Origin of the sequence: Paraglaciecola aquimarina (genome assembly GCF_032464635.1) — a bacterium.
GTDB lineage: Bacteria > Pseudomonadota > Gammaproteobacteria > Enterobacterales > Alteromonadaceae > Paraglaciecola > Paraglaciecola aquimarina.
In genome coordinates this window covers 3,805,489-3,831,187 of sequence record NZ_JAWDIO010000002.1, presented here as the reverse complement: position 1 = coordinate 3,831,187, position 25,699 = coordinate 3,805,489, and the positions used below count along the sequence as shown (strand labels likewise).

At 41.9% G+C, this 25,699-nt stretch carries 23 protein-coding genes, 3 tRNA genes and 6 pseudogenes; 24 read left to right on the top strand and 8 right to left on the bottom strand.

Features of this window, described 5'->3' with window-relative positions; translation table 11 throughout:
- Nucleotides 1-22: 22 nt before the first annotated feature.
- From RS130_RS18895 to RS130_RS18880, 4 genes are all read right to left on the bottom strand, one after another.
- Nucleotides 23-1,507 (bottom strand): DUF2271 domain-containing protein, encoded by a 1,485-nt coding sequence (locus RS130_RS18895; RefSeq protein ID WP_316027204.1) that lies wholly within the window; start codon nucleotides 1,505-1,507, stop codon nucleotides 23-25.
- A 142-nt stretch (nucleotides 1,508-1,649) separates the two neighbouring features.
- The gene (locus tag RS130_RS18890) at nucleotides 1,650-2,579 is read right to left on the bottom strand and encodes an EF-hand domain-containing protein (RefSeq protein ID WP_316027203.1); all 930 of its coding nucleotides are present in this window, start codon (nucleotides 2,577-2,579) and stop codon (nucleotides 1,650-1,652) included.
- Nucleotides 2,580-2,597: 18 nt separating this feature from the next.
- Nucleotides 2,598-2,924 (bottom strand): DUF4198 domain-containing protein, encoded by a 327-nt coding sequence (locus RS130_RS18885; protein ID WP_316027202.1) that lies wholly within the window; start codon nucleotides 2,922-2,924, stop codon nucleotides 2,598-2,600.
- Nucleotides 2,921-3,391 (bottom strand): DUF4198 domain-containing protein, encoded by a 471-nt coding sequence (locus RS130_RS18880; RefSeq protein ID WP_316027201.1) that lies wholly within the window; start codon nucleotides 3,389-3,391, stop codon nucleotides 2,921-2,923. The genes RS130_RS18885 and RS130_RS18880 overlap by 4 nt, the downstream gene beginning before the upstream one ends.
- Before the next feature lie 292 nt (nucleotides 3,392-3,683).
- Here RS130_RS18880 and RS130_RS18875 point away from each other — a divergent pair, with 292 nt between their 5' ends.
- From RS130_RS18875 to RS130_RS18820, 12 genes are all read left to right on the top strand, one after another.
- Nucleotides 3,684-4,466 (top strand): DUF3450 family protein, encoded by a 783-nt coding sequence (locus RS130_RS18875; RefSeq protein WP_316027200.1) that lies wholly within the window; start codon nucleotides 3,684-3,686, stop codon nucleotides 4,464-4,466.
- On the top strand, nucleotides 4,463-4,654 hold the full coding sequence (locus tag RS130_RS18870; RefSeq protein ID WP_316027199.1) for a hypothetical protein: 192 nt from the start codon (nucleotides 4,463-4,465) through the stop codon (nucleotides 4,652-4,654). Before RS130_RS18875 ends, RS130_RS18870 begins: the two co-directional genes overlap by 4 nt.
- Nucleotides 4,655-4,743: 89 nt before the next feature.
- Nucleotides 4,744-5,826, top strand: a complete 1,083-nt coding sequence (locus RS130_RS18865; protein WP_428982809.1) for a MotA/TolQ/ExbB proton channel family protein — start codon at nucleotides 4,744-4,746, stop codon at nucleotides 5,824-5,826.
- A complete protein-coding gene (locus RS130_RS18860; protein ID WP_316027198.1) occupies nucleotides 5,823-6,230 on the top strand; it encodes a MotA/TolQ/ExbB proton channel family protein in 408 nt (135 codons plus the stop codon). Before RS130_RS18865 ends, RS130_RS18860 begins: the two co-directional genes overlap by 4 nt.
- Nucleotides 6,215-6,619 carry an ExbD/TolR family protein gene (locus RS130_RS18855; protein ID WP_316027197.1) on the top strand — a complete coding sequence of 135 codons (405 nt, stop codon included), beginning with the start codon at nucleotides 6,215-6,217 and terminating at the stop codon, nucleotides 6,617-6,619. The genes RS130_RS18860 and RS130_RS18855 overlap by 16 nt, the downstream gene beginning before the upstream one ends.
- Nucleotides 6,620-6,621: 2 nt before the next feature.
- Nucleotides 6,622-6,921: a hypothetical protein gene (locus tag RS130_RS18850; RefSeq protein ID WP_316027196.1), complete on the top strand. Its 300-nt coding sequence runs from the start codon at nucleotides 6,622-6,624 to the stop codon at nucleotides 6,919-6,921.
- A 70-nt stretch (nucleotides 6,922-6,991) separates the two neighbouring features.
- On the top strand, nucleotides 6,992-7,264 hold the full coding sequence (locus tag RS130_RS18845) for an energy transducer TonB (RefSeq protein ID WP_316027195.1): 273 nt from the start codon (nucleotides 6,992-6,994) through the stop codon (nucleotides 7,262-7,264).
- Between the two features lie 184 nt (nucleotides 7,265-7,448).
- Nucleotides 7,449-7,679: a hypothetical protein gene (locus RS130_RS18840; protein ID WP_316027194.1), complete on the top strand. Its 231-nt coding sequence runs from the start codon at nucleotides 7,449-7,451 to the stop codon at nucleotides 7,677-7,679.
- Nucleotides 7,680-7,695: 16 nt separating this feature from the next.
- Entirely contained in the window at nucleotides 7,696-8,295 is a 600-nt protein-coding gene (locus RS130_RS18835; RefSeq protein ID WP_316027193.1) for a tetratricopeptide repeat protein, read from the top strand.
- Complete coding sequence (locus RS130_RS18830) at nucleotides 8,271-8,627, top strand: tetratricopeptide repeat protein (RefSeq protein WP_316027192.1); 357 nt, start codon at nucleotides 8,271-8,273, stop codon at nucleotides 8,625-8,627. Before RS130_RS18835 ends, RS130_RS18830 begins: the two co-directional genes overlap by 25 nt.
- A 1,448-nt stretch (nucleotides 8,628-10,075) precedes the next feature.
- The gene (locus RS130_RS18825) at nucleotides 10,076-10,903 is read left to right on the top strand and encodes a hypothetical protein (RefSeq protein WP_316027191.1); all 828 of its coding nucleotides are present in this window, start codon (nucleotides 10,076-10,078) and stop codon (nucleotides 10,901-10,903) included.
- Between the two features lie 105 nt (nucleotides 10,904-11,008).
- Nucleotides 11,009-11,185 carry a hypothetical protein gene (locus tag RS130_RS18820; RefSeq protein WP_316027190.1) on the top strand — a complete coding sequence of 59 codons (177 nt, stop codon included), beginning with the start codon at nucleotides 11,009-11,011 and terminating at the stop codon, nucleotides 11,183-11,185.
- 298 nt (nucleotides 11,186-11,483) lie between these two features.
- Here the strand turns inward: RS130_RS18820 and RS130_RS18815 are convergent.
- Nucleotides 11,484-11,974 (bottom strand): annotated as a pseudogene (locus RS130_RS18815) (DUF2938 domain-containing protein).
- Nucleotides 11,975-12,051: 77 nt separating this feature from the next.
- On the opposite strand from RS130_RS18815, the pseudogene RS130_RS18810 reads away from it, so the two are divergent.
- The 5 genes and pseudogenes from RS130_RS18810 (at nucleotide 12,052) to RS130_RS18790 (ending at nucleotide 18,184) form a co-directional block, all read left to right on the top strand.
- A pseudogene (locus tag RS130_RS18810) lies at nucleotides 12,052-12,495 on the top strand (helix-turn-helix domain-containing protein).
- A 355-nt stretch (nucleotides 12,496-12,850) separates the two neighbouring features.
- Nucleotides 12,851-13,772 (top strand): annotated as a pseudogene (locus RS130_RS18805) (homoserine O-succinyltransferase).
- 95 nt (nucleotides 13,773-13,867) lie between these two features.
- Nucleotides 13,868-14,927, top strand: a pseudogene (locus RS130_RS18800) (homocysteine S-methyltransferase family protein).
- 6 nt (nucleotides 14,928-14,933) lie between these two features.
- The gene (metH, locus tag RS130_RS18795) at nucleotides 14,934-17,585 is read left to right on the top strand and encodes a methionine synthase (RefSeq protein ID WP_316027189.1); all 2,652 of its coding nucleotides are present in this window, start codon (nucleotides 14,934-14,936) and stop codon (nucleotides 17,583-17,585) included.
- A complete protein-coding gene (locus tag RS130_RS18790) occupies nucleotides 17,561-18,184 on the top strand; it encodes a DUF938 domain-containing protein (RefSeq protein ID WP_316027188.1) in 624 nt (207 codons plus the stop codon). The genes metH and RS130_RS18790 overlap by 25 nt, the downstream gene beginning before the upstream one ends.
- A 48-nt stretch (nucleotides 18,185-18,232) precedes the next feature.
- Here the strand turns inward: RS130_RS18790 and RS130_RS18785 are convergent, their stop codons facing one another.
- Nucleotides 18,233-19,135: a GNAT family N-acetyltransferase gene (locus RS130_RS18785; RefSeq protein WP_316027187.1), complete on the bottom strand. Its 903-nt coding sequence runs from the start codon at nucleotides 19,133-19,135 to the stop codon at nucleotides 18,233-18,235.
- A complete protein-coding gene (locus RS130_RS18780; protein WP_316027186.1) occupies nucleotides 19,116-19,373 on the bottom strand; it encodes a peptidogalycan biosysnthesis protein in 258 nt (85 codons plus the stop codon). The genes RS130_RS18785 and RS130_RS18780 overlap by 20 nt, the downstream gene beginning before the upstream one ends.
- Before the next feature lie 309 nt (nucleotides 19,374-19,682).
- Between RS130_RS18780 and alaS the strand changes: the two are divergent.
- The 5 genes and pseudogenes from alaS to RS130_RS18755 all read left to right on the top strand — a co-directional run bounded on the left by alaS (nucleotide 19,683) and on the right by RS130_RS18755 (nucleotide 23,358).
- A pseudogene (alaS, locus tag RS130_RS18775) lies at nucleotides 19,683-22,279 on the top strand (alanine--tRNA ligase).
- A gap of 146 nt (nucleotides 22,280-22,425) precedes the next feature.
- Nucleotides 22,426-22,641, top strand: coding sequence for a carbon storage regulator CsrA (gene csrA / locus RS130_RS18770; protein ID WP_316027185.1), 216 nt, complete (start codon nucleotides 22,426-22,428; stop codon nucleotides 22,639-22,641).
- Between the two features lie 393 nt (nucleotides 22,642-23,034).
- Nucleotides 23,035-23,124, top strand: a tRNA-Ser gene (locus RS130_RS18765).
- 28 nt (nucleotides 23,125-23,152) lie between these two features.
- Nucleotides 23,153-23,230 (top strand) — tRNA-Arg (locus RS130_RS18760).
- Between the two features lie 49 nt (nucleotides 23,231-23,279).
- Nucleotides 23,280-23,358: transfer RNA gene (locus tag RS130_RS18755), tRNA-Arg, on the top strand.
- 3 nt (nucleotides 23,359-23,361) lie between these two features.
- Here RS130_RS18755 and RS130_RS18750 read toward each other — a convergent pair.
- Complete coding sequence (locus RS130_RS18750) at nucleotides 23,362-23,589, bottom strand: hypothetical protein (protein WP_316027184.1); 228 nt, start codon at nucleotides 23,587-23,589, stop codon at nucleotides 23,362-23,364.
- Nucleotides 23,590-23,615: 26 nt separating this feature from the next.
- Between RS130_RS18750 and RS130_RS18745 the strand changes: the two genes are divergently transcribed.
- On the top strand, nucleotides 23,616-23,882 hold the full coding sequence (locus RS130_RS18745; protein WP_316027183.1) for an OadG family protein: 267 nt from the start codon (nucleotides 23,616-23,618) through the stop codon (nucleotides 23,880-23,882).
- Between the two features lie 29 nt (nucleotides 23,883-23,911).
- A pseudogene (gene oadA / locus RS130_RS18740) lies at nucleotides 23,912-25,693 on the top strand (sodium-extruding oxaloacetate decarboxylase subunit alpha).
- Nucleotides 25,694-25,699 lie beyond the last annotated feature (6 nt).

The window sequence follows — 25,699 nt, the reverse complement described above, 5'->3', positions numbered from 1 at the left end:
CCTGCGAATTAGGCATAATGTGTTAAGGGTTATTTAGTAATGAAACAGTGGGCAAAAAGGCCGTTGATTGGGGCTGAATTTGCAGGTGTACTGCACCCATCTCGCCTTTAGCCTGTAATTGCTTCGATTCCAATTGTGGATCATTGGTTTGCTGATTGTAGCTAAAGGTTACACGCTGATAATCGTGGCCTCCGCCTTCTCGGGCCGCTTCAATATTTAAGTAGTAGCTGCCTGGGCTAGCAATTTGACCTGCATCGTTTAATCCGTCCCAACTAACTTGATAATGACCTGGGCGGCGAGTAGGGCGAGCTAATCCATCTAAGAGGTTTTCGTTTTTTCGACCTACTCGTCGCCACCAACGACTGTTTTCTTTTGCCCAACGGCTGCTTTCTCCAAGTAATAGGAGATTACGCACGCTGTTATTTTTGCTATCACTAATCCAAATTGCTAAGTATGGTTTATGATAATTGACCGCCTCAAGCACGGGGATTTGGTATTCAATTTCTAGCACAGCGGGAGCTGGACTGCTGCCTTTACTGTCAGTGGCAACGTATTGATGCCAGCCATTTGACGCGACTTTTAAGCCGTTGGGCAATACTAATAAAGCTTCAACATCCTCTAATTGATTGACCCAATCTATGCCGGTGGATAACGACTGCGTACTTAAGGCTGTGGCAATAGCATCTGCTGTGGCTGCATCAGGTGCAATGACCGTTGCGGCTGGGGCATTATCTTGCGGCCAACCGTCTTGAGCTGACAGAATATGACTGAATTTTCTTCGTTGAATTTCCACATAACGACTAGAATGCCCACTAGCTGCAACAGCCATACTCGATAGATTTAAGGTGAATAATGGCTGCTCTGTTGTATCTATGGTGTGTAGCGGGTCAGCAATGGCTACTTTCCAAACTTGCTCGTGTTGATTCTGTTGCCAATAAAATGCATCGCCACCAATGTCAATTTTTATGGCACTAGCTGCGGGCAGCAAGTTGTGCAAATGAGCAACCGCTTTATCAATGATAAAGCCTTTGGCAATACCTGATGGGTCAAGCACTATCTTGTCGCCTAAATCCACTTGCTTGTGCTCAGGGCTGATTTTTACTTCAGCCCGCTGAATATCTCGTGCTTGATAACGTAATGCTACCCTGTCTGGCACTATTTGTTGCTCTGCAGCCTGTTGCCAAATCTGTTTCACTTTACCAAGGCGACAGCTAAATGTTTTGTTAGAGAGCGAATGCCATTTTTCACACAATTGAATGACCTCCAGAAGTTCAGGGGGTAATCCTGCTAATTTGTGACTTTGGTTCAACTGACTGATTTGGCTGTTATTGCGCCAAGTGGAAAGGATATTCTCTAAGCGCTCAATTTCACTCAGTGTGCTTTGTATGGCTGCCTCAGCATGCTCGGTTGTAGCGCCTTGAATGTGAATATCCATAGAGGTGCCTAGTACATTTTCATAGTGTTGGATAAAGCTACTGTCGGCATAGGCAAAACTATGTATTGCCAAGCCTAAGAGGGTTACGCTTTGGATAATGAATTGTTTATACATGAGTTTTTTTATTCGCGTTTGTTCGCTAGCACTTTGGGTTGGTAAAGCGCTAGCTGTTGATTTAACCGTTAATTGACGACTTGGCTGTCGTCGCTCAGAATTATGATTTGTAGTCTGTTGATTTGGCTGTTTTTGCTTTACGCTTTTTCGGAGCCGGATCTGAATTATTCACAATTCCATCTTGGTTTGTATCCCAACGCTGAAATCCTCGGTGTCCAGACAATTGATATTCGCCCAAGGTCATACTGCCATTTTTGTCCTTGTCTAAAATGCCAAAGCGAACGTGGGTCTGTTTAATGGCGGCTTTGCGAGTACGAGCTATTTGTTGATCTAAGCGGTTCTCATATTCAAACGTATATTCTTGCTCAGTTAACCAGCCATTGTTGTCTTCATCTGTACGGTCAAAATCTGCACGACGTTTTTGCGAAAATTCATCTTCGGTGATGATGTCATTTTGGTCTAAATCATACTTAGTAAAGAACCCTTGGCGATCGTGGGTGGTAGGCATACGTAACAAACGCTTCGCTCGTAACAACTTGTCTCGTTTATCTTGCGCCAACTGTTCTGCTGTTTTCACCTGATTTTTGCGCGCATGTTCCCAGCGATTTTCAGGTTGCGGATCTAACTGATTGATAACACCGTCTTGATTCACATCGTATCGGTTAAAACTGCGTATTCCTGAGGCTTGATATTCGTCCCACTGCATTCGGTCATCTTGATTTTTATCTAGAGCATTGAAGCGCACTATGGTTTGTTTTACCTGACCATATCTGTCTTTCGCTAGTTGGTCGTCCATACGGTTTTGGTACTCAAAAAGGTATTCATTGGCATCCACTGTACCGCTGTTATCTTCATCAGTTTGATTAAAACGGCGTTCTCTGGCATGGTCAAACTCTGCTAAAACTAAGTCTCCATCGCCATCAAGGTCGTATTCATTTAGAAAAACTAATTTATTATGTGAGGCCGCGGTAGCCGCCGTACTAGTTATGACTAGTGCACTGAGTAGACTGTTTAAAATGGTATGTTTCATGATGTTTTTCCTGATTGGTTATTCGACAGCTTCGACGACTAAGGTATAAGTGTTACTAATTTGCGGTGCTGCAGAGGAAGCGGGCGCATCGGTTCTATGTCGTGCTCGCAACAAATAGACTCCTTGCTCTTTAGGGGTAAAGCTAAATTCACCCCGTGTATTGGTGTTGACTGAGAACGAAGGCTTGTTATCACTGAATTGATCGTTGGCGGCATAGATATCAACTTGCAAATCAGCTAGAGGTTTACCGTCAAAATGGCTAATCATATTTAGACTTTCATTGACAAATAATTCGTTAGGGTGGGAGAGAGCAATAAACTCTAAGCCTACGCCATACGGTTTCAATGCTGTTTGGTCTGGCGCACCTTTAGTGACGTATGTTTCTGCCTGTAGGTTAACGATTGGAAGAAGGACACTAATTTGCCACCTTCAGGCACTGGATCAGCTGGGTTTTCTAATGCCTTTCGTTTGCCATCTAGCTCATACATTTTGAACACACGGCCTAAACGTTTGCCAGTACTAAACCTATAAGTGCCATCTTCTGTTAATTGGTGTTCTACCACTGTTCGCAGCTGAAGTTTAGCGATGTTATCAGGGTTTAGGGTTTTTCCTTCAGGTGTTAAGACCGTGAAAATACTGTTGTTGAAAGCGGCCTCAGGTACAAAAAAAGCCTCTGCAAATGCAGCATCTAAGGTCACTCTATCTGCTCTTGACTGCTCAAAAGTTGCGGGCGCTAAGTATGGTGTATGGGCATAGGCGGTAGTACATGCGGTGGCAAGTAGCACAGCCGAGAGTAGTTTATTTAAACGCATTGTTTTTCCTAACATTTTAATGTTCTTAAGTATTGTGTAAGCACGAGGTGACTGCTCGAATCCTTTTTAATGTACTGTTAATGATAATAATTCGCAATAGCATTTGCATTAAAATTTTATAAAGGTAGAATTAATTCAAGTTCGCAGGGAGCGTATTTATCACTTGCTTGTGATGTGACAGGTCAGTGATGTTTATGGAATAGCAGTGACAGGTACTTATTTTTTACTGACCTAGGACTAAGATGAAGTCAGATCCTGTTTGTTGGAAATCACCTTTAAGGTTAAACGTTTTATGCAAAAGTTATTAGTGATCTTGTGGGCCTTTAGTGGCGCCTTAAATGCTGCCGAGCAAGTAGATGATTTAGATAAATTAGTCGCACAGTGGACGCAACTAGAACAGCAGCAACAGCAACTAAGTCAACGCTGGCAAGAAAGCAAAATACAGCAAGACCAACTGCTTATTTTGTTGAAGCAAGAGCGCCAACAACTACAAACAACCATAGGTCAGCATACGGCACAGCGCGACGAAGTGATCAACAAGCGGGCTGAATTGTTACAGCAACAGACTCAACTAGAGCAGGTACAGCAAAACATGCAGAGCGAACTTGCAAAAGTCAGCGATGTTTTGTTAGGGATGTACCAGCAATTACCGCCCTTGCTAAAACATCAATGGCAGGGGGATATTGACGCTTTGACCGGTGATCACGTTAGTTTGCTAACAACCAGTGAGCAGCTCGATAAAATACTATTGTTGCTGAAGTCCTTAGAGTCATTTGAACAACGTATCGCTCTACATCAAACCACTATGCAACTGGCTAACAGCGAAAATAGTAGTGTACAGAGGGCTGTTGAGATCCAGGTCGATCAAGTCTATTTGGGCTTGTCTCAAGGCTGGTATTTAAGTAAAAGTGGCGAATATTGGGGGATAGGTACCACCACCCCGCAAGGCTGGCAGTGGCAACACCAATCCAGCAAGCTAGATGTAGAGGCGCTACGTAGTACCATTACTATGCTAAACGATCCAGCTACAGCGCAGTGGGTAAGCTTGCCGATTAATATAGGAAGCAGCCAATGAGCCAGTCTAGCAGGTGTTTATCGCAGCAATTCTTAGTAGTTGTTCCTATTTTGAAACTACTAGGCTTAGCTGTTGTGTGGTTATCTAGCGGGGGGCTGCAGGCACAAGACTTAGTTGATGTAAAACAAAGCTTGATTGTTGATATCAAACAAGCGCAACAGCGTTTGACCTTAACAGAGAAAAAATAAGCCAAGAAAAACAGTCACTAGCGAACAAGCTGCAAAACGAGCAACAAAAAGTAGCAGATTTACGTCAACAAACTGCGGTCAATCGCCGTTTGGTGGATGACCAAACCTTAGCGTTGTCTACCATCGAAGCTCGTGTAAAAACATGGCGTGACCAAGACAACTACCAAAAACGTTTGTTATTGGACTTAGCACAAAGATTGTCGCTCCCCGCAGCAAAAATTGAACAAGTTAGTGAAAACAGCTTGCAGGGGTTGGCAGTGCTTAGGGAATACGCAGCACAAAAGCAGGCAGCGATTAATCCGCAGTTTTCAGAGAAAAAAGTGGTATACAAAACAGGTGAAGTTATCTTGGTGAATACTTTGAAGTTGGGACCTGTGCAATGGTTTTGGAATGCGCAACAGCAGCAAGGTGGTTTGCTAGATGATGATAATAATGTGCAATATTTGTATGGCGACAAACACAATGCACAGCTGGCTGAGTTATATCAAAAAGGGCGCGCGAGTCTTTCTTTTGACCCAACATTAACCCGTGCTTTGCAATTAAGCCAGCAGCAAGAAAGCTTATGGCAACATATTGAACGGGGTGGAATTTGGGCCATGCCGATTATGTTTTTTGCCTTGTTTGCTTTGGTCATCGCTCTGACTAAAGTGTGGCAATTGTGGCGTTTGCCACCTTTAACTCCTTTATTGGTAGAGCGTATCGATGCTATCGCAAAATCAGCGACGGTAGCAGAACTACACCAGCGCCTTGTACAGTTACAACAGCAATTGCAAGGGGCACAAAAAGAGCTGGTAGGCATAGTGTTGTCTACTCCTGAATCTTCACAACGAGACGACAAGCTACTGGCTTACTTGATTGAGCACCGACAACAATTAACCACGCGCTTAGGGGCAATTGCCATTACCGCAGCTGTGGCTCCATTGTTGGGTTTGTTGGGCACAGTGTCGGGCATGATAGAAACATTTCAAATGATGAATCTATTTGGTGCAGGCGATCCATCCGTAGTCTCTGGCGGCATATCTAAGGCGTTGATAACTACCGAGCTCGGCTTAGTGGTAGCGATACCAGCACTGATCCTGCACGCTTTGATTTCACGCCAAATTAAGCATTACAACACTCAGTTAGATACCACCGCTATTCGTTTAGGAAATTTGGAGACGCAACAAAGATGATCAGTGAACAATTAATAAATAACACTGTGGTGTGGGTTATTTTACTGTTGGCAGCGGCTTGCTACAGCTTATTGGCCGAACTGTTATTAGATAAAGACAAAAACAGTCGCTGGCAACAAAAGGTCAACGCTTGGCAAAATACACTGCAGGTGAGTTTGAGTTGCCTGCCTTTATTAGGGTTACTGGGCACTATTACTGGTTTACTCAGTATTTTTTCGCAGATGTCTCAAGGTAACCCCGAGCAACAAGGGCTACTGAGTGGCGGTATTGCGGATGCGATGTTAACCACGCAAATAGGCTTGTTATTAGTGATACCTGGCTGGTTGTTGTTAGCTAGTTTGAAACAAAAGTTACAGCAAATTGAAATTGCCGAAATCAAGGACAGAGCATGCGTTCCAAGTTAGAACAACAACTAGCAGTACAAGAGCAAGGTATTGATTTATCACCTTTGCTAGATGTGGTGTTTATTCTGCTGATATTTTTTATAGTGACAACCGTCTTTGTGCGAGAAAGCGGTATTGATGTTGATAAACCTCAAGCTGTATCTACTGAGCAATTACAACGAAACGTTATTCTAATCGCCATTAGTGATACCGGGGAAGTGATGTATGACAGCACTAACATTGGTGTATCTGGGGTACGCGCCACTGTAGCGCAACTAATTCGTAGCCAGCAAAAAGCGGTGGTGGTGCAAGCAGACAAAAGGGTGCCTACCGAGTTGCTTGTTAATGTGATTGATCAAGTCAAACTTGCTGGGGCTAAACAAGTCAATATAGCAACGTTGGGGCAGTGAAAATGACAAGAATCATCGCCATTGTCAGCGCGCTAGGCTTAATCACTTTACTGATGTGTTTAGTAATAACCTTGCAAGAAACTGAACTATTAACGCCAGAAAAAACCATGGTTCGAGAAATCAATCTTGCTGTACCGCCGCCACCTCCGCCACCACCACCGGCTAACCAACAAGCACAATTCGACGCTGCGCCCAGTCTTGAGCTTAACGTGGATGGAGCTGGGCCCGAGATTCAGTTTGCCCAAGTAGAATTAGCAGGTAAGACAGAGCTTGCCAATCTACCGCTTCCTGAAATGAGCTAAGGCTTCAACTAATTTTAGTGATAGCTTACGGGTCGATTGGCAAGCCTTTGGCCTAGAGGAACTAGACAATGTGCCACGTTTACTCACCAGTAGTAGTCAGTTTACTATCAAGTATCCACAAAGCTTATTGCGCAGAGGGATACGCTCTGCAGAAGTAGAGCTGGATGTATTAATAGAAGAAAGCGGCAAGGTGATTTTACGAGGCTTTGTTCACAATCCCTATCCAGAGCTTGCGCCCCTTGTTGAAGACCTAATGCATAAAGCCCGGTTTACCTCGCCCAAAAAAGATGGCTTGCCAGTACGCGCCACTTTTACTTGGCCAATGGAGTTTGGAAATTCATGAGAAATACACTTTTGTTGGTTAAACTACCATTTTTGCTACTGTTAACATTACAGGTTCATGCCGCAAATTTACAACTCATTGTGCCTCAACCTGATCTTATCTTGCCGTTGAGCCAAGCCCCCTAGAAAGTAGAGAAAGCAAAATTAGTGCGAAAGAGTATCCGCTGGCCCAGCAAGTTAAGCCGTTGCTTAATAGTCATCAATACACTGAAGCACAAGGTTTGTTACAGCAGCATATTTCTAGTGCTGAGTCGGTGAGCCCGGCGTTACACTTATTAAATGCACAGTTAAATATGCAGCTAAAAGCCTATGCCAAAGCAGATGAGAGCTTTCAGACAGCCTTGGCATCGATGCCAGATTTAGTACGTGCACATCAAGGGCTAGCCACACTTTATTTCACCACTGAAAAAGCCTAGAAAAGCCCAACAACATTTGATCAAAGCCATTAGTTTGGGGGCGGGCAATGCCTCATTATTTGCTCAACTCGGTTACCTCAATATGCAACTAGACAGCCCAATGAGTGCTGTGGCTGCCTATCAGCAGGCGTTAATGCTGGCCCCCCAAGATAGCAATATTAAACAAGGGCTACTGTTTGCCCTCATTCGCAGTAAGCAATTTGTGCCAGCAAAAAGCTTGTTGGAACAAATCCTAGCCGATAAACCAAATGACGCAGCGCTGTGGTTGCAAAGAGCAAACTTAGCCATTGAAAGCAAAGATCAACACACTGCCATCGCCAGCATGGAAGTCGCCATGCGCCTAGGAGACGACAACCCGTCAACTAAACAATTAGCGGCGCAAGTTCACCTCAAACTACACAATTATCCGCGCGCTTTGGTGTTGCTTGAAGAACTAATAGATACTGCGCAACTAGCGATGCCAGCCTTTCAAACACTCATGAATTGGCTAATACGAGAAAAAAGTGGCAATATGCTGAGCCACTCCTTGCTAGCATACAAAAAAGTACCGTTGCACACAAACAGCCACACTCTAGTCACGACAGAAGCCAATTGTTGTATTATCAGGGCATGTTGAATTTAGCTGATGAGCAACTAAGCGCGGCCACCCAAGCATTTGAGCAGGCTATTAATCTGGATCCAACCAATGGTGACGCCTTACTTGCCTTAGCTAAATTGGTGACACAGCAAAAACAATTTGTTCATGCCGAGCTGCTTTATCAGCGTGCTGAACGTATCAAGTCATTGCAACTACCCGCCATGTTGGGCCGAGCTCAAGTGTATATTGACCAACAAGATTTTGCTCAGGCCTTACAACTACTCAGACAAACTGCCAAAGCCTTTCCTAAACATCATGGTTTAGAAAGTAATATTCGCAGCCTAAGCCAAATTGTGAATAATCAATCATAGGTATTGTCTAGAGTTCAAAGCCCGATCTGGCCTAAAATTTCGTCATTCTGGTGTTCCCTGTTAACTACTAACAGGGATGACGATATTAGCCGGAATCCATTCTTTAAAAAGAAGCGCCCAGCCAAGAGTTTAAAAGCAAAAAATTGTCACAGAGGTTAAAAATGCGGCTGCGCCGAAAAGATTAAAAGCAATTCACCACAGAGGGAACAGAGAAAAGCAACAAAACAGAATGTACTAGGCTAAGTAGAAACTGCAGTTCAAAAGTAGTGAGTATGAGGTTGTAAGAACAGTAAAAAATAAGATTAGAGCCAAGGTTATCACCCGACCTCAAAGCCCGTCATTCCTGCATGTTGTTAGCAGGAATCCAGCATTATTTTCTAAAAGCCAAAGCAAAACATTGCCACAGAGGTACACAGAGCTTAAAAATGCGGCTGCGCCGAAAAAACTAAAAGTTATTCACCACAGAAGGCACAGAGAAAAGCAACAAATCAGAATGTACTAGGCTGAGTAGAAACAGCAGTTCAAAAGCAGTGAATAGTAAGTTGTAAAAACAGTAATAAAATGAGGTGAGAGCCAAGGTTATCACCCGACCTCAAAGCCCGTCATTCCTGCATGTTGTTAGCAGGAATCCATTCTTTAAAAAGAAGCGCCAAGCAAAGAGTTTAAAAGCAAAAAAATTGTCACAGAGTTACACAGAGGGCACAGAGAAAAGCAACAAAACAGAATGTAGCAGACTGAGGCAGTTAAAAGCGACTCACTAATTGTTAATATGCCTGTCCTTGCAACCACAAATTTATATTGTGTTTATATACAGTAAATGGTTTCAACCCGTATATATGCAAGATCACGGGTAATTGCCGTATTTCCACGATGGAGTATATTTGAGGTCCGAAAAATTCTATAAGTTGTAATAGGTTACAGCTTATGCTTAGAATAGGTTAAATTTATACACGGCAAAAGCCCGTGTTTAAACATGGGCTTTTGCGTTTTATTAATATTGTTAACTCTCTTAGGAGTCACATTGAAAATATCTATTAATGTTACGATTCCCAATTTCGATAGAAAAGAAATCGAGATTGACTGCCCACTATGCAAGTTGGGCAATTGGGTTCAACTAGGGCAAATAAAAAGACGTGAGTATTTGGTATGCAGAGGATGTAATGCAAATATTCACTTGCAAGACCACTTGGGTGGTATTCAAAGAGCTACAAACACTCTCAACAACATGTTTAAAGGATTTGGTTAAATGGAGCAGCTTTTAATACAACGCACTAGGTATCTTTTAAGATCACGGTTTCGACGAGTACAAACCTGCCCAGATGCGATGTTTATTCATTCTTGTAAACAACTTGTACACTGGATAGTAAATCACCCTCTGTTGCGTTATGTAGTTGCTGATTTATCCAAAATAGAGGGTGAACATGAGGCACGAATTAAGAAAACGTTAGATGAAGTACCCGGATGCAAAGGTTCTTATGACTCTTAGTTTTTATACTGCCGAAACAAATCTTAAGCATTCTTCAGTATGTTGGTTAATCGTTAAAGGGATCGCTGAGTTAGAAAATGTTGAACCTAGAAAACAGCAATTTGTAATCCAATGTCTAGGTGAATATTTAAACAATGATGCGCATATTAAATTTGATGATGCTGTTTCTGTTTTAAGAGATGTAGCAATAGATGGACTATATGAACATTTAGATGAGCACTTAGATGAAAGAAATTCTATCTATTCAATTTTGATAAAGTATAAACAACGTTCTGAGTGGTTTCGCAAGAATCGATTACGAGACTACGCTCAAAGTGGGTTGGAAAATAAAAAAGGTGAAGTTGCTTTAGCAATTGACGTTCAGGAGTATATCTTAGATCAAGGTGTCGAATTCTTCGTTGAACCTGCCTCAGCAAGTGGAGAGGTAGACCTTGTTCTGAAATCTTCAGAAGGTCGTTACATAGTCGTTGATGCAAAGTATGTAAAAAATGAATCGAGTAGGTCTAGTGTACTAAACAAGCTTGCCTCAGGGTTTCATCAAGTAGCAAGGTACTGTAATGATTTTGATGTTGGTGAAGGTTTTTTAGTTAATTTTGTAGCCAACACTACTCGAATAAGGCTTGGGCTTGATACTTTAGATAGTTTTCCATATCTAAATGTTGGAAATAAAATAATTTACTATATAGAAGTAAATATTGCTGATGAGCCATCAGCGAGTAAATCTGGAAAAGCTACAGAGATTGAGTTGAGCAAAGAGGAACTTATTTCAACTCTAGAAGGCGAGAGTTAACAAACGCTTCAAGTGGGATTCGTAAACGTGTGCCGAACTCGCTTCACTCAAACATGGCACACGTCCACTCACCCCTTAAGCGGGCGTTATATGAAATGGAGTTTTATGAAATTTTTAGGTGTTTTTCTCGCTTTATCTTTATCAGCCTGTACTTATTCTGCAGGCAGTGGTGGCGTTAATAGTCAGGATTGCTCTCAGGTTCAAAGAGAATGTCTTCATGGCGTGTACAGTGAATGGTTCCAAGAAAATAGTGATTTAGCTTGTACTTGTTCTGGCACTTAGTTTTCATATAACAAAAAACATCATAGTACTCCAATTGAGACACCCATAACAACCTTGAAGAGATTAGCATTCATGGGTGTCTTGATAAACTCGTTGTGTCTAGCGGCGTTGGATTGTTTAGCAACAGTACGTTATTACGTACAACAATCCGCCTTGTTATACACGAAAAATTTCGTCATCGAGTGAACATTTATCTGAGGTTATTTAGATAAAAATATATTAAGTAATTGAATTATATTGCTCTTTCTTAGCTTGACTAATGTTTAGCTTAAACGATACGTCTTATCCAGAACTCAGTTTATATAGAGTAAACAAATTTTACTGCCACAGCTGATAGAAAAAGTCCAAAGCCAAATACTGCATGATTAATAATGCTTTGTAGCCTTACAGAGTTTGGTTTGGGTGTTCGTGATGCAGCAACACCTGCTCCCATTCCCGGTTGCAATATAAAAAAAGGAGCGACGACTGTGGCAATACCCACCGCAATTGCGGGGCCAATCGAAGGATTAAGGGTCCATGCTTTTCCATAGAAGATTATTAGTAGCCCAGCGTAAGCTATACCAATTAAGTAATGTGCCGTCCATCCAATGAATAGCTCGCCGCGAATAGAGTCAGATTGTGCAATAGAGATATGGCGAAATTTTCCATGTCTCATATATGCTATCCATCGACCAATCAGGCCCAATTAGTTGGCGGAATGTTAAGTAAGTGTTTCCTCAGCAATGCCCACAAGTCCATCACAGCGGTTGCGCCAATTCCGATTAATATTACAAAAATTATGTTGTCCACGGTTACTCCATTGCTGGTTTAGATTTAAAAGCAATGCTAGTGTACAACTTCAAGTCAACTTTAAGTCAAGAGGTGTTATGAATATTTCTCAGGTTGCAAAACAATCTGGCGTTCCTGCTTCAACTCTACGTTTTTATGAGGAGAAAGGGTTAATCAGCTCCGTAGGTAGACAAGGTATACGCCGAGTTTTTGCTGCTGGTGTTATGGAGCGTCTTGAATTGATTGCATTGGGCCGTGTAGCAGGTTTTTCGTTGCAAGAAATTGCGGGTATTTTGGGATCTGAAGAAAATCCCGATATTGATAGGGGATTATTGTTAAAAAAGCCTGTGAACTAGACAATACTATTCAAAAATTAGTAGCAATGCGTGATGGTCTTCAACACGCAGCAGCTTGTAGAAGCTCCTAGCCATTTGGAATGCCCAAGGTTTCGTCGATTAATGAAACTAGCTGCAAATGGCGTGATCAAAGGTGAAGCTCCAAATAAACTATTAAGACAACCGAAAACTGATAAAGCGTTGTAACGGACAAACCTGTAGTGCGGTGTTAAGTTTGCTAGATACAAACTCCAATTAAGACACCCATCAAACTCCAATTGGGAACTCCAATTAAGACACCCATAACCAAACTCCAATTGAGAACACACAACTAAACGTGACGACAATCTTCATGAGATTCACATTTATGGGTGTCTTGATAAGAAAGTTCTAAAAGGTGAAGGGGGCGGACAAGATACTTACTATCGTGCCATTTACCACGAGGTATTGCGCTAATTTTATAGGTTATACTTTTTCATTTAGACGTCTAGACGTGAAGATGTTGACTTTTTCCAGATATTGAGCGAGATTGATAAACACAAATTTCAACCTCGGAGTCATTATGCCTATTCGAATCCCAAGTGACCTGCCTGCACAAAATGAATTGCACAAAGAGAATATCTTTGTGATGGATACGTGCCGCGCTGCCACTCAAGATATTAGACCGATGGAGGTGGGGATCTTAAATTTAATGCCGAATAAAATGGAAACTGAGCTGCAGTTTTTACGTTTATTATCGAGCACGCCTTTGCAGGTTAATATCGATTTAATTCGTATCGATAACCAAGCACCCAAAAATACGCCCAAAGCACATATGGATAATTTTTATGTGCAGTTTGACGACATAGCCCATAAGCAATATGACGGTTTAATTGTAACCGGCGCACCTTTGGCGCATCTTGCCTATCAAGATGTAAAGTATTGGGACAAAATGCAAAGCCATTATGGATTGGGCCCGTAAAAATGTGCAATCTACTTTGTTTTCTTGCTGGGCAGCGCATGCTGCGATGTTTCATTATTTTGGAAAATTAAGAGGTTTGCGCGAGCAGAAGTTAAGCGGTATTTACCAACACTTTGTACAAAATGAACATGATGAATTGATTCGAGGATTCGATCCGGCATTTTATGCGCCTCAGTCAAGATATGGAGAAATTAGCTTAGCTGATTATCAATCAGTGGCAGAGCTGAATACTCTGGCAGTGTCAAAAGAAGGCGGCGCTTATATTGTGGCTTCACAAGATAAAAGATTGGTGTTTGTGACCGGCCATCCCGAATATGATCCTGACAGTATAAAATTAGAATATGAAAGGGATTTATTAGCGGGTTCACAACCGCCTTTGCCTGTTAACTATTTTGTAGATGATGATCCTAAAAATGATCCTATGGTGAGGTGGCGGGCTCATGGCAGTTTATTGTTTAGTAATTGGCTTAATTATTATGTGTATCAAACAACACCTTATGATTTGAGCCAGCTTTCTGAATAAGCAATCGTTATTTTAGGGCGTAAGTTGATACGTTGTTTTCAGCGTATTCTAAGCCAGTGAGTTTTACGTAAAATGAATAAAAAAGAGGAAACACTTTGAGTCAAGTAACGAGACAGCAGCAATTAATTGATGCCGCTAACAATCGGATATTACTACTCGATGGCGCTATGGGCACAATGATCCAAGGCCATGATTTACAAGAGCATGATTACCGTGGCACGCGCTTTGCGGATTGGGCGTCAGACGTAAAAGGTAATAACGACTTATTAGTTTTAACTCAACCCGATATTATTTTTGATATTCATTGTGCTTACCTTGAAGCTGGCTCAGACATCATTGAAACCAATACTTTTAATGCCACCAGTATTTCAATGGCCGATTACAATATGCAAAGTTTGGCTAAAGAAATTAACATTGAGGCGGCCAAATTAGCTAAAAAAGCGGCCCAAAAATACACCGAATTAACCCCAGACAAACCTAGGTTTGTGGCAGGGGTGTTAGGTCCCACCAGTCGTACTGCTTCTATCTCTCCTGATGTGAACGATCCAGTGATTTCGCAATGTGACTTTTGATGAATTGGTGGAAGCGTACATAGAAGCGACCCACGGGTTGATTGAAGGTGGTGCAGATATCATTATGCTTGAAACTATCTTTGATACGTTAAATGCCAAGGCCTCAGTATTTGCTATTCAAACAGTGTTTGAAGCATTAGATTTAACTTTGCCTGTGATGATTTCTGGCACTATCACCGATGCATCAGGGCGTACCTTGTCTGGGCAAACTGCTGAAGCTTTTTATTATTCCATGAACCATATTAACCCTTTTTCTTTCGGTTTGAACTGTGCCTTAGGACCTGATTTACTGCGCCAATATGTGGACGAAGTATCGCAGGTATCCGAGTGTTTTGTCTCTGCTCACCCCAATGCGGGATTGCCTAACGAGTTTGGTGAGTATGATATGCAAGCTGATGAAATGGCCGCACACATTAAGGAATGGGCTTCTTCTGGTTTAGTGAATATTGTGGGAGGGTGCTGCGGCAGTACTCCAGAACATATTGCCGCGATTGGTGCTGCGGTAGAACCATATGCGCCTCGGACCATACCTCAGCTTGAGGTAAAAATGCGTTTATCTGGTTTAGAACCTTTTGTGCTGTAGGCGGAAATGATGAAACAAGAAGAGACTTTACAACAATCATCGCAAGCTTCGGCTAACTTTATTAACGTTGGCGAAAGAACCAATGTGACGGGTTCGGCCATGTTTAAGCGTTTGATATTAGAAGATAATTACGAACAAGCTTTAGACGTAGCCCGTCAACAAGTAGAAAACGGTGCACAAATTATTGATATCAATATGGATGAAGCCATGTTGGACTCTGAAGCGGCCATGACCCGCTTTTTGAATTTGATTGCCTCTGAGCCAGATATTTCTCGTGTACCCATCATGATCGACTCATCTAAGTGGTCGGTGATCGAAGCCGGCTTAAAGTGTGTCCAAGGTAAAGCCATCGTTAACTCTATTAGCTTAAAAGAGGGTGAAGAGAATTTTCTGCATCAAGCTAAGTTGTTGAAGCGCTACGGTGCGGCCACAGTTGTGATGGCCTTTGACGAGGTAGGTCAAGCCGATACCGAAGCGCGTAAATACGAGATTTGCGAACGTAGTTATAAGTTGCTGACAGAAAAAATTGGTTTTCCGCCGCAGGATATTATCTTTGATCCGAATATTTTTGCGGTAGCGACAGGTATTGAAGAGCATAACAACTACGCGGTAGATTTTATCAACGCAACACGAAAAATTAGGCAAAACTTACCCCATTGTCATGTGTCTGGTGGCTTGTCTAATGTGTCATTTTCGTTTCGCGGTAATAACCCGGTACGCGAAGCCATGCACTCAGTATTTTTGTTCCACGCCATTAAAGCCGGTATGGACATGGGCATCGTCAATGCGGGTCAGTTAGAAGTATACGATCAAATACCCGCTGAGCTAAAAGAAGCGGTAGAAGATGTAATTCTTAACCGTCATGATCAAGCCACAGATAACCTATTAGAGCTAGCGCCTAAGTATCAAGGTGGCGGGAAAGCCGTCACAAAAGATAATTTAGAGTGGCGTGATCTGCCCGTTAACAAACGTTTAGAACATGCCCTTGTACGCGGTATCATGGACTACATAGAAGAAGATACCGAAGCCGCAAGATTAATTGCCGACAAACCTCTGCATGTGATCGAAGGGCCGTTGATGGACGGCATGAATGTAGTAGGAGACTTGTTCGGTGAAGGTAAAATGTTTTTGCCACAAGTGGTGAAATCTGCCCGAGTGATGAAAAAGGCCGTGGCCTATTTGAATCCTTTTATTGAGTTAGAAAAAGATGAAAGTAGCAGTAACGGTAAAATTTTATTAGCCACAGTAAAAGGCGACGTGCACGACATAGGCAAAAATATTGTGGGCGTGGTTTTGCAATGTAATAACTTTGAAATCATTGACTTAGGTGTGATGGTACCTTGTGCCAAAATTCTACAAGTGGCCAAAGACGAAAAGGTCGATATGATTGGGCTCTCAGGTTTAATCACCCCATCATTAGATGAAATGGTTTACGTGGCTAAAGAAATGCAACGTTTACAGCTAGACCTACCATTACTTATTGGTGGTGCAACAACCTCGAAAGCGCACACGGCGGTAAAAATTGAACAAAATTATCAGCACCCTGTGGCCTACGTGCCTAATGCTAGCCGGGCGGTAGGGGTTTGTCAGAAGTTAATTTCTGCCGAAAATCGGGCGATTTATGCACAAGAGCTCAAACTTGATTATGAAAAGGTACGGGAGCAACATGCTAAGAAGAAACCGCGCACTAAACCAGTCACCCTAGCACAAGCTCGGGCCAATGCCTTTGCATTTGATTGGCAAGGGTATCAGCCACCTGTGCCTAACAAGCTAGGTGTGACCCCAGTGTCTGTGGAATTAGCTGAGCTCATAGATTACATCGATTGGACGCCGTTTTTCCTGACTTGGTCTTTGGCTGGGCGATATCCGCGTATATTGCAAGATGAAGTGGTAGGTAAAGAAGCGCAGAGTTTATTCGATGACGCTCAAGCCTTACTGAAAACCCTTTGTACGAGTGGGCAGTTGCAAGCTAAAGGTGTAATGGGGATATTTCCTGCTAATAGCGTGGCTGACGATATTGAAATTTATGCCAATGAAAATAAGCAAACTGTCACCCATGTTGCTCATCATCTAAGGCAGCAAACAGAAAAACCTAAGGGCGCTAATAATTGTTTAAGTGATTTTATCGCGCCTAAAGAGTCTGGCGTAACCGACTATATGGGGGCCTTTGCGGTGACCGCCGGGATTGGCGAAGATGAACTTGCTCAAGGCTATATTGATAATGGTGATGATTATAATGGCATTATGGTCAAGGCTATTGCCGACCGATTAGCCGAAGCTTTTGCTGAGTATTTGCATGAAAAAGTGCGCAAAGAAATTTGGGGTTATGCAGCAGATGAACAATTGTCGAATGAAGAGCTGATCCGTGAAAAGTATCAAGGTATTCGGCCGGCACCCGGTTATGCCGCTTGTCCTGAGCATACTGAAAAGCAGGTGATTTGGGATCTGCTGGATGTAGAGAAGCACACCGGCATGCAGCTGACTGAAAGTTATGCCATGTGGCCGGGTGCTGCGGTATCAGGTTTTTACTTTTCTCATCCCGAATGTCGATATTTCGCTGTGGCGAAAATACAAGACGATCAGTTGATGGATTATGCCCAGCGTAAAGGTTGGGATAGGCTAGAAGCTGAAAAATGGTTAGGTCCAAATTTACAATAAGTCGAGTCGCAATTTTGCAAAAGCCATACAGTCAAGCATGTGAGAACAACAAGGGTCCTATTTTACGTGAACTAACACGAGTATTTGGGAAGTGTAAAAACGTGTTGGAAATTGGTAGTGGTACCGGCCAACACGCTGTGTATTTTGCGGCTAGTTTAGCTCATTTGACATGGCATACCAGCGACCAAACTTGCAATCATGATGGTATTAATCGTTGGATAACAGACTCGCCTGCGAATAATTTACAGCGGCCTATTAGTTTGACTATTGGTCAAGATCCTTGGCCAGAATTAGATATAGATGGCGTGTTCAGTGCCAATACAGCACATATCATGCAGCCCAATGAAGCAAAATTGATGATGCAGATGATTGCTGAGAATCTGCCGAATAATGGGATTTTCTGTCAATACGGGCCATTTAAATTTGAAGGGCAATATACCAGTGAGTCTAACGCCGCCTTTGACCAACATTTACTATCTGAAGGTTGTGGTGGCATTAGAGATATTGCCGATTTAGAAATTTGGGCAAAGCCTCTGCAACTACAAAATGTGATTGCCATGCCGGCTAATAATTTTGTTCTGATCTGGCAAAAACATTAACAATAAAGCAATACAAACACGACGGCCATGTCTTTGGATAGTTGCTGGTTACTGTTGTTTGAAAGGTAATAATTGCTCTGCATCGGTTTTGTATTTTTCTAATAGACTTTTTTCTTGTTCGATGAAGCGACCAACGCCATCGTGAAAAGCTTTCTTGCTTAAAAAGTGATTTGAATAACAATATATTGGTTCGAACCCTCTTAAAATCTTATGTTCGCCTTGGGTGCCTGGGTTAAATTGAGGAATATTCTGTTCAATACAAAATTCAATCCCTTGGTAGTAACACACTTCAAAGTGCAAATTGTTACATTCTTCTAGTGTTCCCCAATATCGTCCACAAAGTTGACTGTCATCGTAGATGTATAACGCGCTGGCTATCATTCGATCATCTTTATGAGCGATCACTAGCATGATGTTTTGACGCATAGTGCGATATATTTGGTTAAAAAATTCTGCAGTCAGATAACCATCATGACCACTGCGTTTATTATAGGTTTCTTTATAACAACGATAAAAAAATTGCATACTTTGTTCTGATAGGTCATCACCAAACACTCTGACAATATCGACCCCATCTGCAGCTATTTTGCTTCGTTCTTTTTTAATGCTCTTTCTTTTGCGTGAATTAAAATAAGAAAGGTAATGCTCAAAATCTAAGTAAGAACGATTAAACCACTGAAACTGCACAGAATGTCGGCACAATTGGTTACTGTGGAGCAATTCGTCAGACAGCTGTTTATCTACAAACAGCCAATGCATTGAAGACATATCAAACTCGTTTAAATGCTGTGCTATTTTTTTGCAGATTAGTGGAAGTACTTGTGCTGGCTTAATATCAGGTTTTAACATTAAACGAGGCCCTGTTACTGGTGTAAAGGGGATCGCAGACACTAACTTGGGATAGTAGTTTACGCCGTACTCTCTATAGGTATTAGCCACAGGCGAAGTCAAAGACGTATTCACCATAGCTATGTGTTTTTTTGTAAAGTGGTAACACGCCTATAGGGATTGACTCTTCGAATATAACGATATGTTGGGGGGACCATCCAGAATCTTGGCCGACCGAGCCTGATGTTTCTAAAGCATGCAAAAATTCGTATTGGCAGAATGGTGAAGTCTTGTTTGCCATTGCATTACAGGTTTCTTGACCTATCTCGGCAATAGAGGTAAAAAACGTAATATTAAACACTAACTTTATCTTCTCGCTGTTTTGGGGCACGCTGAAAAATGCTATTCACTTAATATGCCAGAAAATAATGGTAAAATCATTAACCTGCTTTTTTGCCTCACCGATAAGTTGCTCGAGAACAGTGTCAAAGTGAATTACCTAGCAATTTGGGCTATGACTTTTAATTTACCACAAATTAAAATTCTAGGCTTAACACCTTTAGCCTTAACAATGGTAGCTGAATCATGATATCGTTGCGCCACAAGCAGCTGTAACAATGGCTTTTGCTATTATATTTACCCATAAATTATTGATATTTCAGGATTATAAATGAGTATGACAACCGCCGAAATCCGGTGTGCATTTTTAGATTTTTTTGCATCAAAAGGGCACCAAAAAGTGTCATCATCATCGTTGGTTCCGGGCAACGACCCTACACTTTTATTTACCAATGCGGGGATGAACCAATTTAAAGATGTGTTTCTAGGTACTGAAACTAGAAGCTATAACAAAGCCGTTTCAACACAACGTTGCGTACGAGCTGGTGGTAAACATAATGATCTTGAAAATGTAGGGTATACCGCTAGGCATCATACGTTTTTTGAAATGTTGGGTAATTTCAGTTTTGGTGACTATTTTAAAACCGAGGCTATTCAGTTTGCATGGGAATTTTTAACCAAAGAGCTAAAGCTACCGACTGAAAAACTGCTTGTCACTATTTACCATGAAGATGACGAAGCCTTTGATATTTGGTCAAACAAAATAGGCTTACCCGAAGATAAAATTATACGAATTAGCACATCGGATAACTTTTGGTCGATGGGGGATACGGGACCTTGTGGGCCTTGTTCAGAGATTTTTTATGATCATGGTGCTCATATATGGGGGGGCCTCCAGGTAGTCCCGAAGAAGATGGCGACCGTTTTATTGAAATCTGGAACTTAGTTTTCATGCAGTTTAATCGTCAAAGCGACGGTACAATGTTGCCTTTGCCAAAACCATCAATTGATACAGGAATGGGCTTAGAGCGTATTTCGGCCATTATACAAGACGTACACAGCAATTATGAGATAGATATTTTCCAAAACTTAATTGATGCAACTGCCAAAATTGTTGGGGTTACAGACAAGCAAGATAAATCGCTGCGTGTTATTGCCGACCATATTCGCTCTTGTAGCTTTTTGATTGCTGATGGTGTGCTGCCTTCAAACGAAGGCAGAGGTTATGTGTTAAGACGTATTATTCGTCGTGCTGTTAGACACGGCAACAAGCTTGGTGCCACCGATGTATTTTTCTATCGTTTAGTTGCCGCCCTTGAATCACAAATGGCCGACGCTTTTCCAGAGCTAAAAGACAATCGAGGGTTGATTGAGAGAGTATTAAAAACTGAAGAAGAACAGTTTTCTCGAACGCTAGAGCGTGGGATGAATATTTTAAATGAAGCGATTGCTGAATTAACCACGACAGTCATCCCTGGTGAAGTTGTATTTAAGCTATACGATACTTATGGTTTCCCCGCCGATTTAACGAATGACGTGGCCAGAGAGAAAGATCTTAGCATTGACGAGCAGGGATTTGATGCTTGTATGGCAGCACAGCGTAAGCGCGCACAACAAGCTAGTCAGTTTGATACTGACTATAATGACCAACTAAAGTCTAATTGCTCATCCGAGTTTGTTGGCTATGATCGGACCAGTTACCAATCAGAAATTGTTGAGTTGTTCCATGCTGGACAGTCTGTTGAATCGCTAAAAGATGGCCAAGAAGGTGTCGTTGTATTAGCGCAAAGTGCTTTTTATGCTGAATCAGGTGGGCAAGTGGGTGACACTGGCAGATTAATCTCTGCAACCAGCGAGTTTACGGTTACAGACACGGTTAAGCTTGGTAATGCGATTGCCCACAAAGGTAAAGCTCAAGGTGAATTCGCCCTAGCTGATGTTCTAACTGGTGAGTTTGATCAGCAAAGACGAGAAGCGATAAAAATTAACCATAGTGCCACCCATTTGATGCATGCTGCACTAAAACAAGTATTAGGTGAACATGTTAATCAAAAAGGTTCATTGGTTACTGAAGAGCGTTTGCGTTTTGATTTTTCTCATTTTGAAGGCGTCACTGCTCAAGAGTTACGTGAAGTTGAAAAATTAGTCAACAGTCAAATTCGCGCGAACAACACGCTACACACTAAGTTAATGAACTTAGATGAGGCTAAAGCCGCTGGCGCCATGGCGTTATTCGGCGAGAAATATGAAGAAGATGTTCGAGTCGTCTCTATGGGGGCCTTTTCTATGGAACTATGTGGCGGAACTCACGTCAAAAGTACCGGCGACATTGGATTCTTTAAAATTGTGTCTGAAAGCGGTATTGCAGCAGGTGTTCGACGTATAGAAGCAGTCTCTGGTGAAACAGCGGTGGCATTTGTACAAGGGCAAGAAGCGCAAATGGCAGATATTGCAGGATTGCTAAAAACTGATCCAGATGGTTTGGTTGTGCGTATACAACAAATGCTTGAGCGTACAAAAAGTACCGAAAAAGAGTTGGATAAACTTAAGCAACAAATGGCTGCCAATGCCGGTGCTGACGTCTTATCAAAAGTAATTGAAATTAATGGGGTAAAAGTCCTGTCAACTCAATTGCAAGGCGTTGAAGCAAAATCACTTAGAACGATGGTGGATGATTTAAAAAATCAGTTATCAAGTGCCATTATTGTATTAGGTGTAGGTGAGGGCAATAAAGTCAGCTTAATTGCAGGTGTGACCAAAGATTTAATCGCCAAAGTAAAAGCTGGAGAGCTGGTGAACTTTGTAGCTCAACAAGTGGGTGGTAAAGGTGGTGGACGTCCGGATATGGCGCAAGCGGGCGGTAGTGAACCAGAGAATTTAGAGACTGCTTTACTTTCTGTCAGCACTTGGTTGCAAGATAAGCTTTAATGTAAATGAATTTTTCGGTTGTTTTTGTAGTGACAGCAAAAATAGGGATAAAACCGATTGGGTAAAAACTTCTAGCTATATTAGATTTTTACACTAAGTTTAGAAATGGATATGTATGTTAATTTAACGGATAAAGGAGCAATAGAATGCTAATTTTAACTCGTCGTGTTGGAGAAACCTTAATGGTTGGTGACGATGTCACTGTAACTGTATTAGGTGTTAAAGGGAATCAAGTCAGAATTGGTGTGAATGCACCTAAAGAAGTGTCTGTACATCGTGAAGAGATTTACATGCGTATCCAAGCTGAAAAGAATGGGCAGACGACTGCTACTGATCAGATTGTTGGTAGCGATGTAGAATAGGCTCTTGTCGACTTGCAAAAAAAGCTGATTTTGGTCAGCTTTTTTTATGCCAGCAAGAAAATGTGAAAAAATGTTCGACTATTTTTATGTTTACAGAGTAAAGATGATTTTTTCAATACTCACTAGTTGTTTAAATAATGGTCTATTGATTTGTCTGTTATTTAGTCATATATAGCAAAAATTAAGCAGTTTAGAATAAGTTGTATAAAATCTCGGCAAACTAACAATTAGTTGATAAATAATGTTTGACTTAATGCTGAGTATCGGTAAACTTCGGCTCCACATTTAGGAGAGCAGGCCAAGTGGCTAAAGGTTCTTTCTGAAGTTTTGAGAAGTATTTATTGCGTGATTTATCGTTCGCAAATAGGTATTCTAAATGTAACGTAGTGATACGGAAAGGTGGGTGAGTGGCTGAAACCAGTTCCCTGCTAAGGGACCGTACGTTAATTCGTACCGAGGGTTCGAATCCCTCCCTTTCCGCCATTAACTTTGGTTATTGGAATTGTATTGTGCGCGTGTAGCTCAGCTGGATAGAGTACTCTGGCTACGAACCAGGTGGTCGGAGGTTCGAATCCTTCCACGCGCACCACATTTTGTTCTTTTGAATTTGTTTGTAGTTCAGAAGAAACCCGTTCTCTGCGCGTGTAGCTCAGCTGGATAGAGTACTCATGGCTACGAACCAGGTGGTCGGAGGTTCGAATCCTTCCACGCGCACCATGTTTAAGAAGCCTCACATTTATGTGGGGCTTTTTGTGGCATTAATTTATATATTGTCGCACTAGATGCAGCGCTTACGTGCTTCGCAACAAAATGGAAAGTTGAACGAATAATGTCATCAAAAATGGATAAATATTCTATTTTAGTGAATTTTTTATTATTTTTTATGCTCATTTCCTCTTGCTGATTTGTTGTGTTTTCTTGGGCTGCATGGTACTTATTCTGTAACACGTTGTTTATTACTGAGGTTTGACTTTATGCAACCAGATGTCGCACATGCATTAGCAGAAGCTGCTAATTTACTATTCGTAGGTATGGCTGTAGTTTTTTTGTTTCTGACTATGCTTATTGGCGCGGTAAACTTAATCGCATGGCTTAACCGCTTGTTCCCAGAAGAAACGATAAACCCAGGCACCGGTCCCCAATCGTTTAGTCAAAGCCCTGCAACTAATAGTCAAAATGTATCACCCAAAGTAGTCGCTGCGATTACTACCGCAATCCGTGAACACCGACGTTCTCACTAATTTTAAAAAAATTTTAAGGAAGTAACCCTATGAGTAAACCATTAGCGATTACAGACGTTGTATTACGTGATGCTCATCAATCTATTTTAGCCACTAGAATGCGCTTGGAAGACATGCTACCGATTGCCAGTCAATTAGACGAAGTAGGCTATTGGTCACTGGAAACATGGGGAGGAGCAACGTTTGATGCGTGTATTCGTTATTTAGGCGAAGATCCTTGGGATAGAATTCGACAGCTTAAAAAAGCAATGCCTAAAACTAAACAGCAAATGTTGTTGCGTGGGCAAAATCTATTAGGTTACAGACACTATGCTGATGACGTAGTGGAAAAATTTGTCGAACGTGCGCACACCAATGGTGTGGATGTATTTAGAATCTTCGATGCTATGAATGACTTACGTAATTTGCAAACTGCTGTAAAAGCGGCAATAAAACAAGACGCTCATGCTCAAGGTACCATGTCTTATACTGTGTCTCCTGTACACAACTTGCAAACTTGGTTAGACATGGCCAATCGATTGCAAGATATGGGAGTTCATTCAATTTGTATCAAAGATATGGCAGGTTTATTGAAACCTTATGTCTGTGAAGAATTAGTGACCCGTTTAAAAGAAACAATTGAAGTGCCAATCGCATTGCATTGTCATGCGACAACAGGTTTAAGCACTGCAACCTATCAAAAAGCAATTGATGCTGGCATTGATATTTTGGACACGTCAATTTCATCAATGAGCATGACATATGGCCATAGTGCTACAGAAACTATGGTGTCTATTGTTGAAGGGACTGAAAGAGATACTGGACTAGAGCTTCCTAAGTTGGCTGATATTGCCACATACTTTAGAGATGTGCGTAAAAAGTATGCGCAATTTGAGGGGAGCCTAAAAGGTGTGGATGCACGTATCTTGATTGCTCAAGTACCTTGGCGGCATGTTGACCAATATGGAAAGTCAGCTTAAAGAGCAAGGCGCTGGCGATAAAATGGATGAAGTATTAAAAGAAATTCCTAGAGTGCGTGAAGATCTTGGTTTTATTCCATTGGTGACACCTACTTCACAAATTGTCGGCACACAGTCTGTTATCAACGTCATCACTGGCGAACGTTACAAAAGTATCAGCAAAGAAACCGCAGGCGTACTTAAGGGTGAGTATGGGGCAACTGCAGCACCGGTTAACGCTGAATTACAAAAACGCGTGTTAGAAGGCGCAGAGCCTATTACCTGTCGTCCGGCAGATCTTATTGAAGATGAGTTAGACGCGTTGACCACAGAGTTGACTGGACTGGCCAAAGAGCAGTCATTCGAAATTTCAGATAATGTGGTAGATGATGTATTGACCTATGCTCTATTCCCGCAAATTGGTTTGAAATTCCTTAGAATAAAAATAACCCTGAAGAGTTTGAAGCGGCGCCAAGTGCAAAAGCTGTTACCACTGCTCAAAGTAGTGCTGCAGCACCTTCGGCAGCTGCCTCTGCCTACTCGGTAAGAGTTGATGGACAAGTATTTGAAGTTGAAGTTGCAGAAAGTGGAGCACTAACTAGCGTGCAGTCTAGTGCAATTCAAACTCAGGCGGTTGCTGTTCCTACTGGTACAGGGACCGGACAAGCACTGAATGCGCCACTTGCAGGTAATATTTTTAAAGTATTGGTGCGAGAAGGGGATTCGGTAAACGCTGGTGACGTTATTATCATTATGGAAGCGATGAAAATGGAAACTGAAGTCAGGGCTACCGCGACTGGAGTGATATCTAGTGTTCAAACTAAAGAAGGTGATTCGGTGCAAACTGGACAACCTTTACTTATGATAGGTTAAGGATAT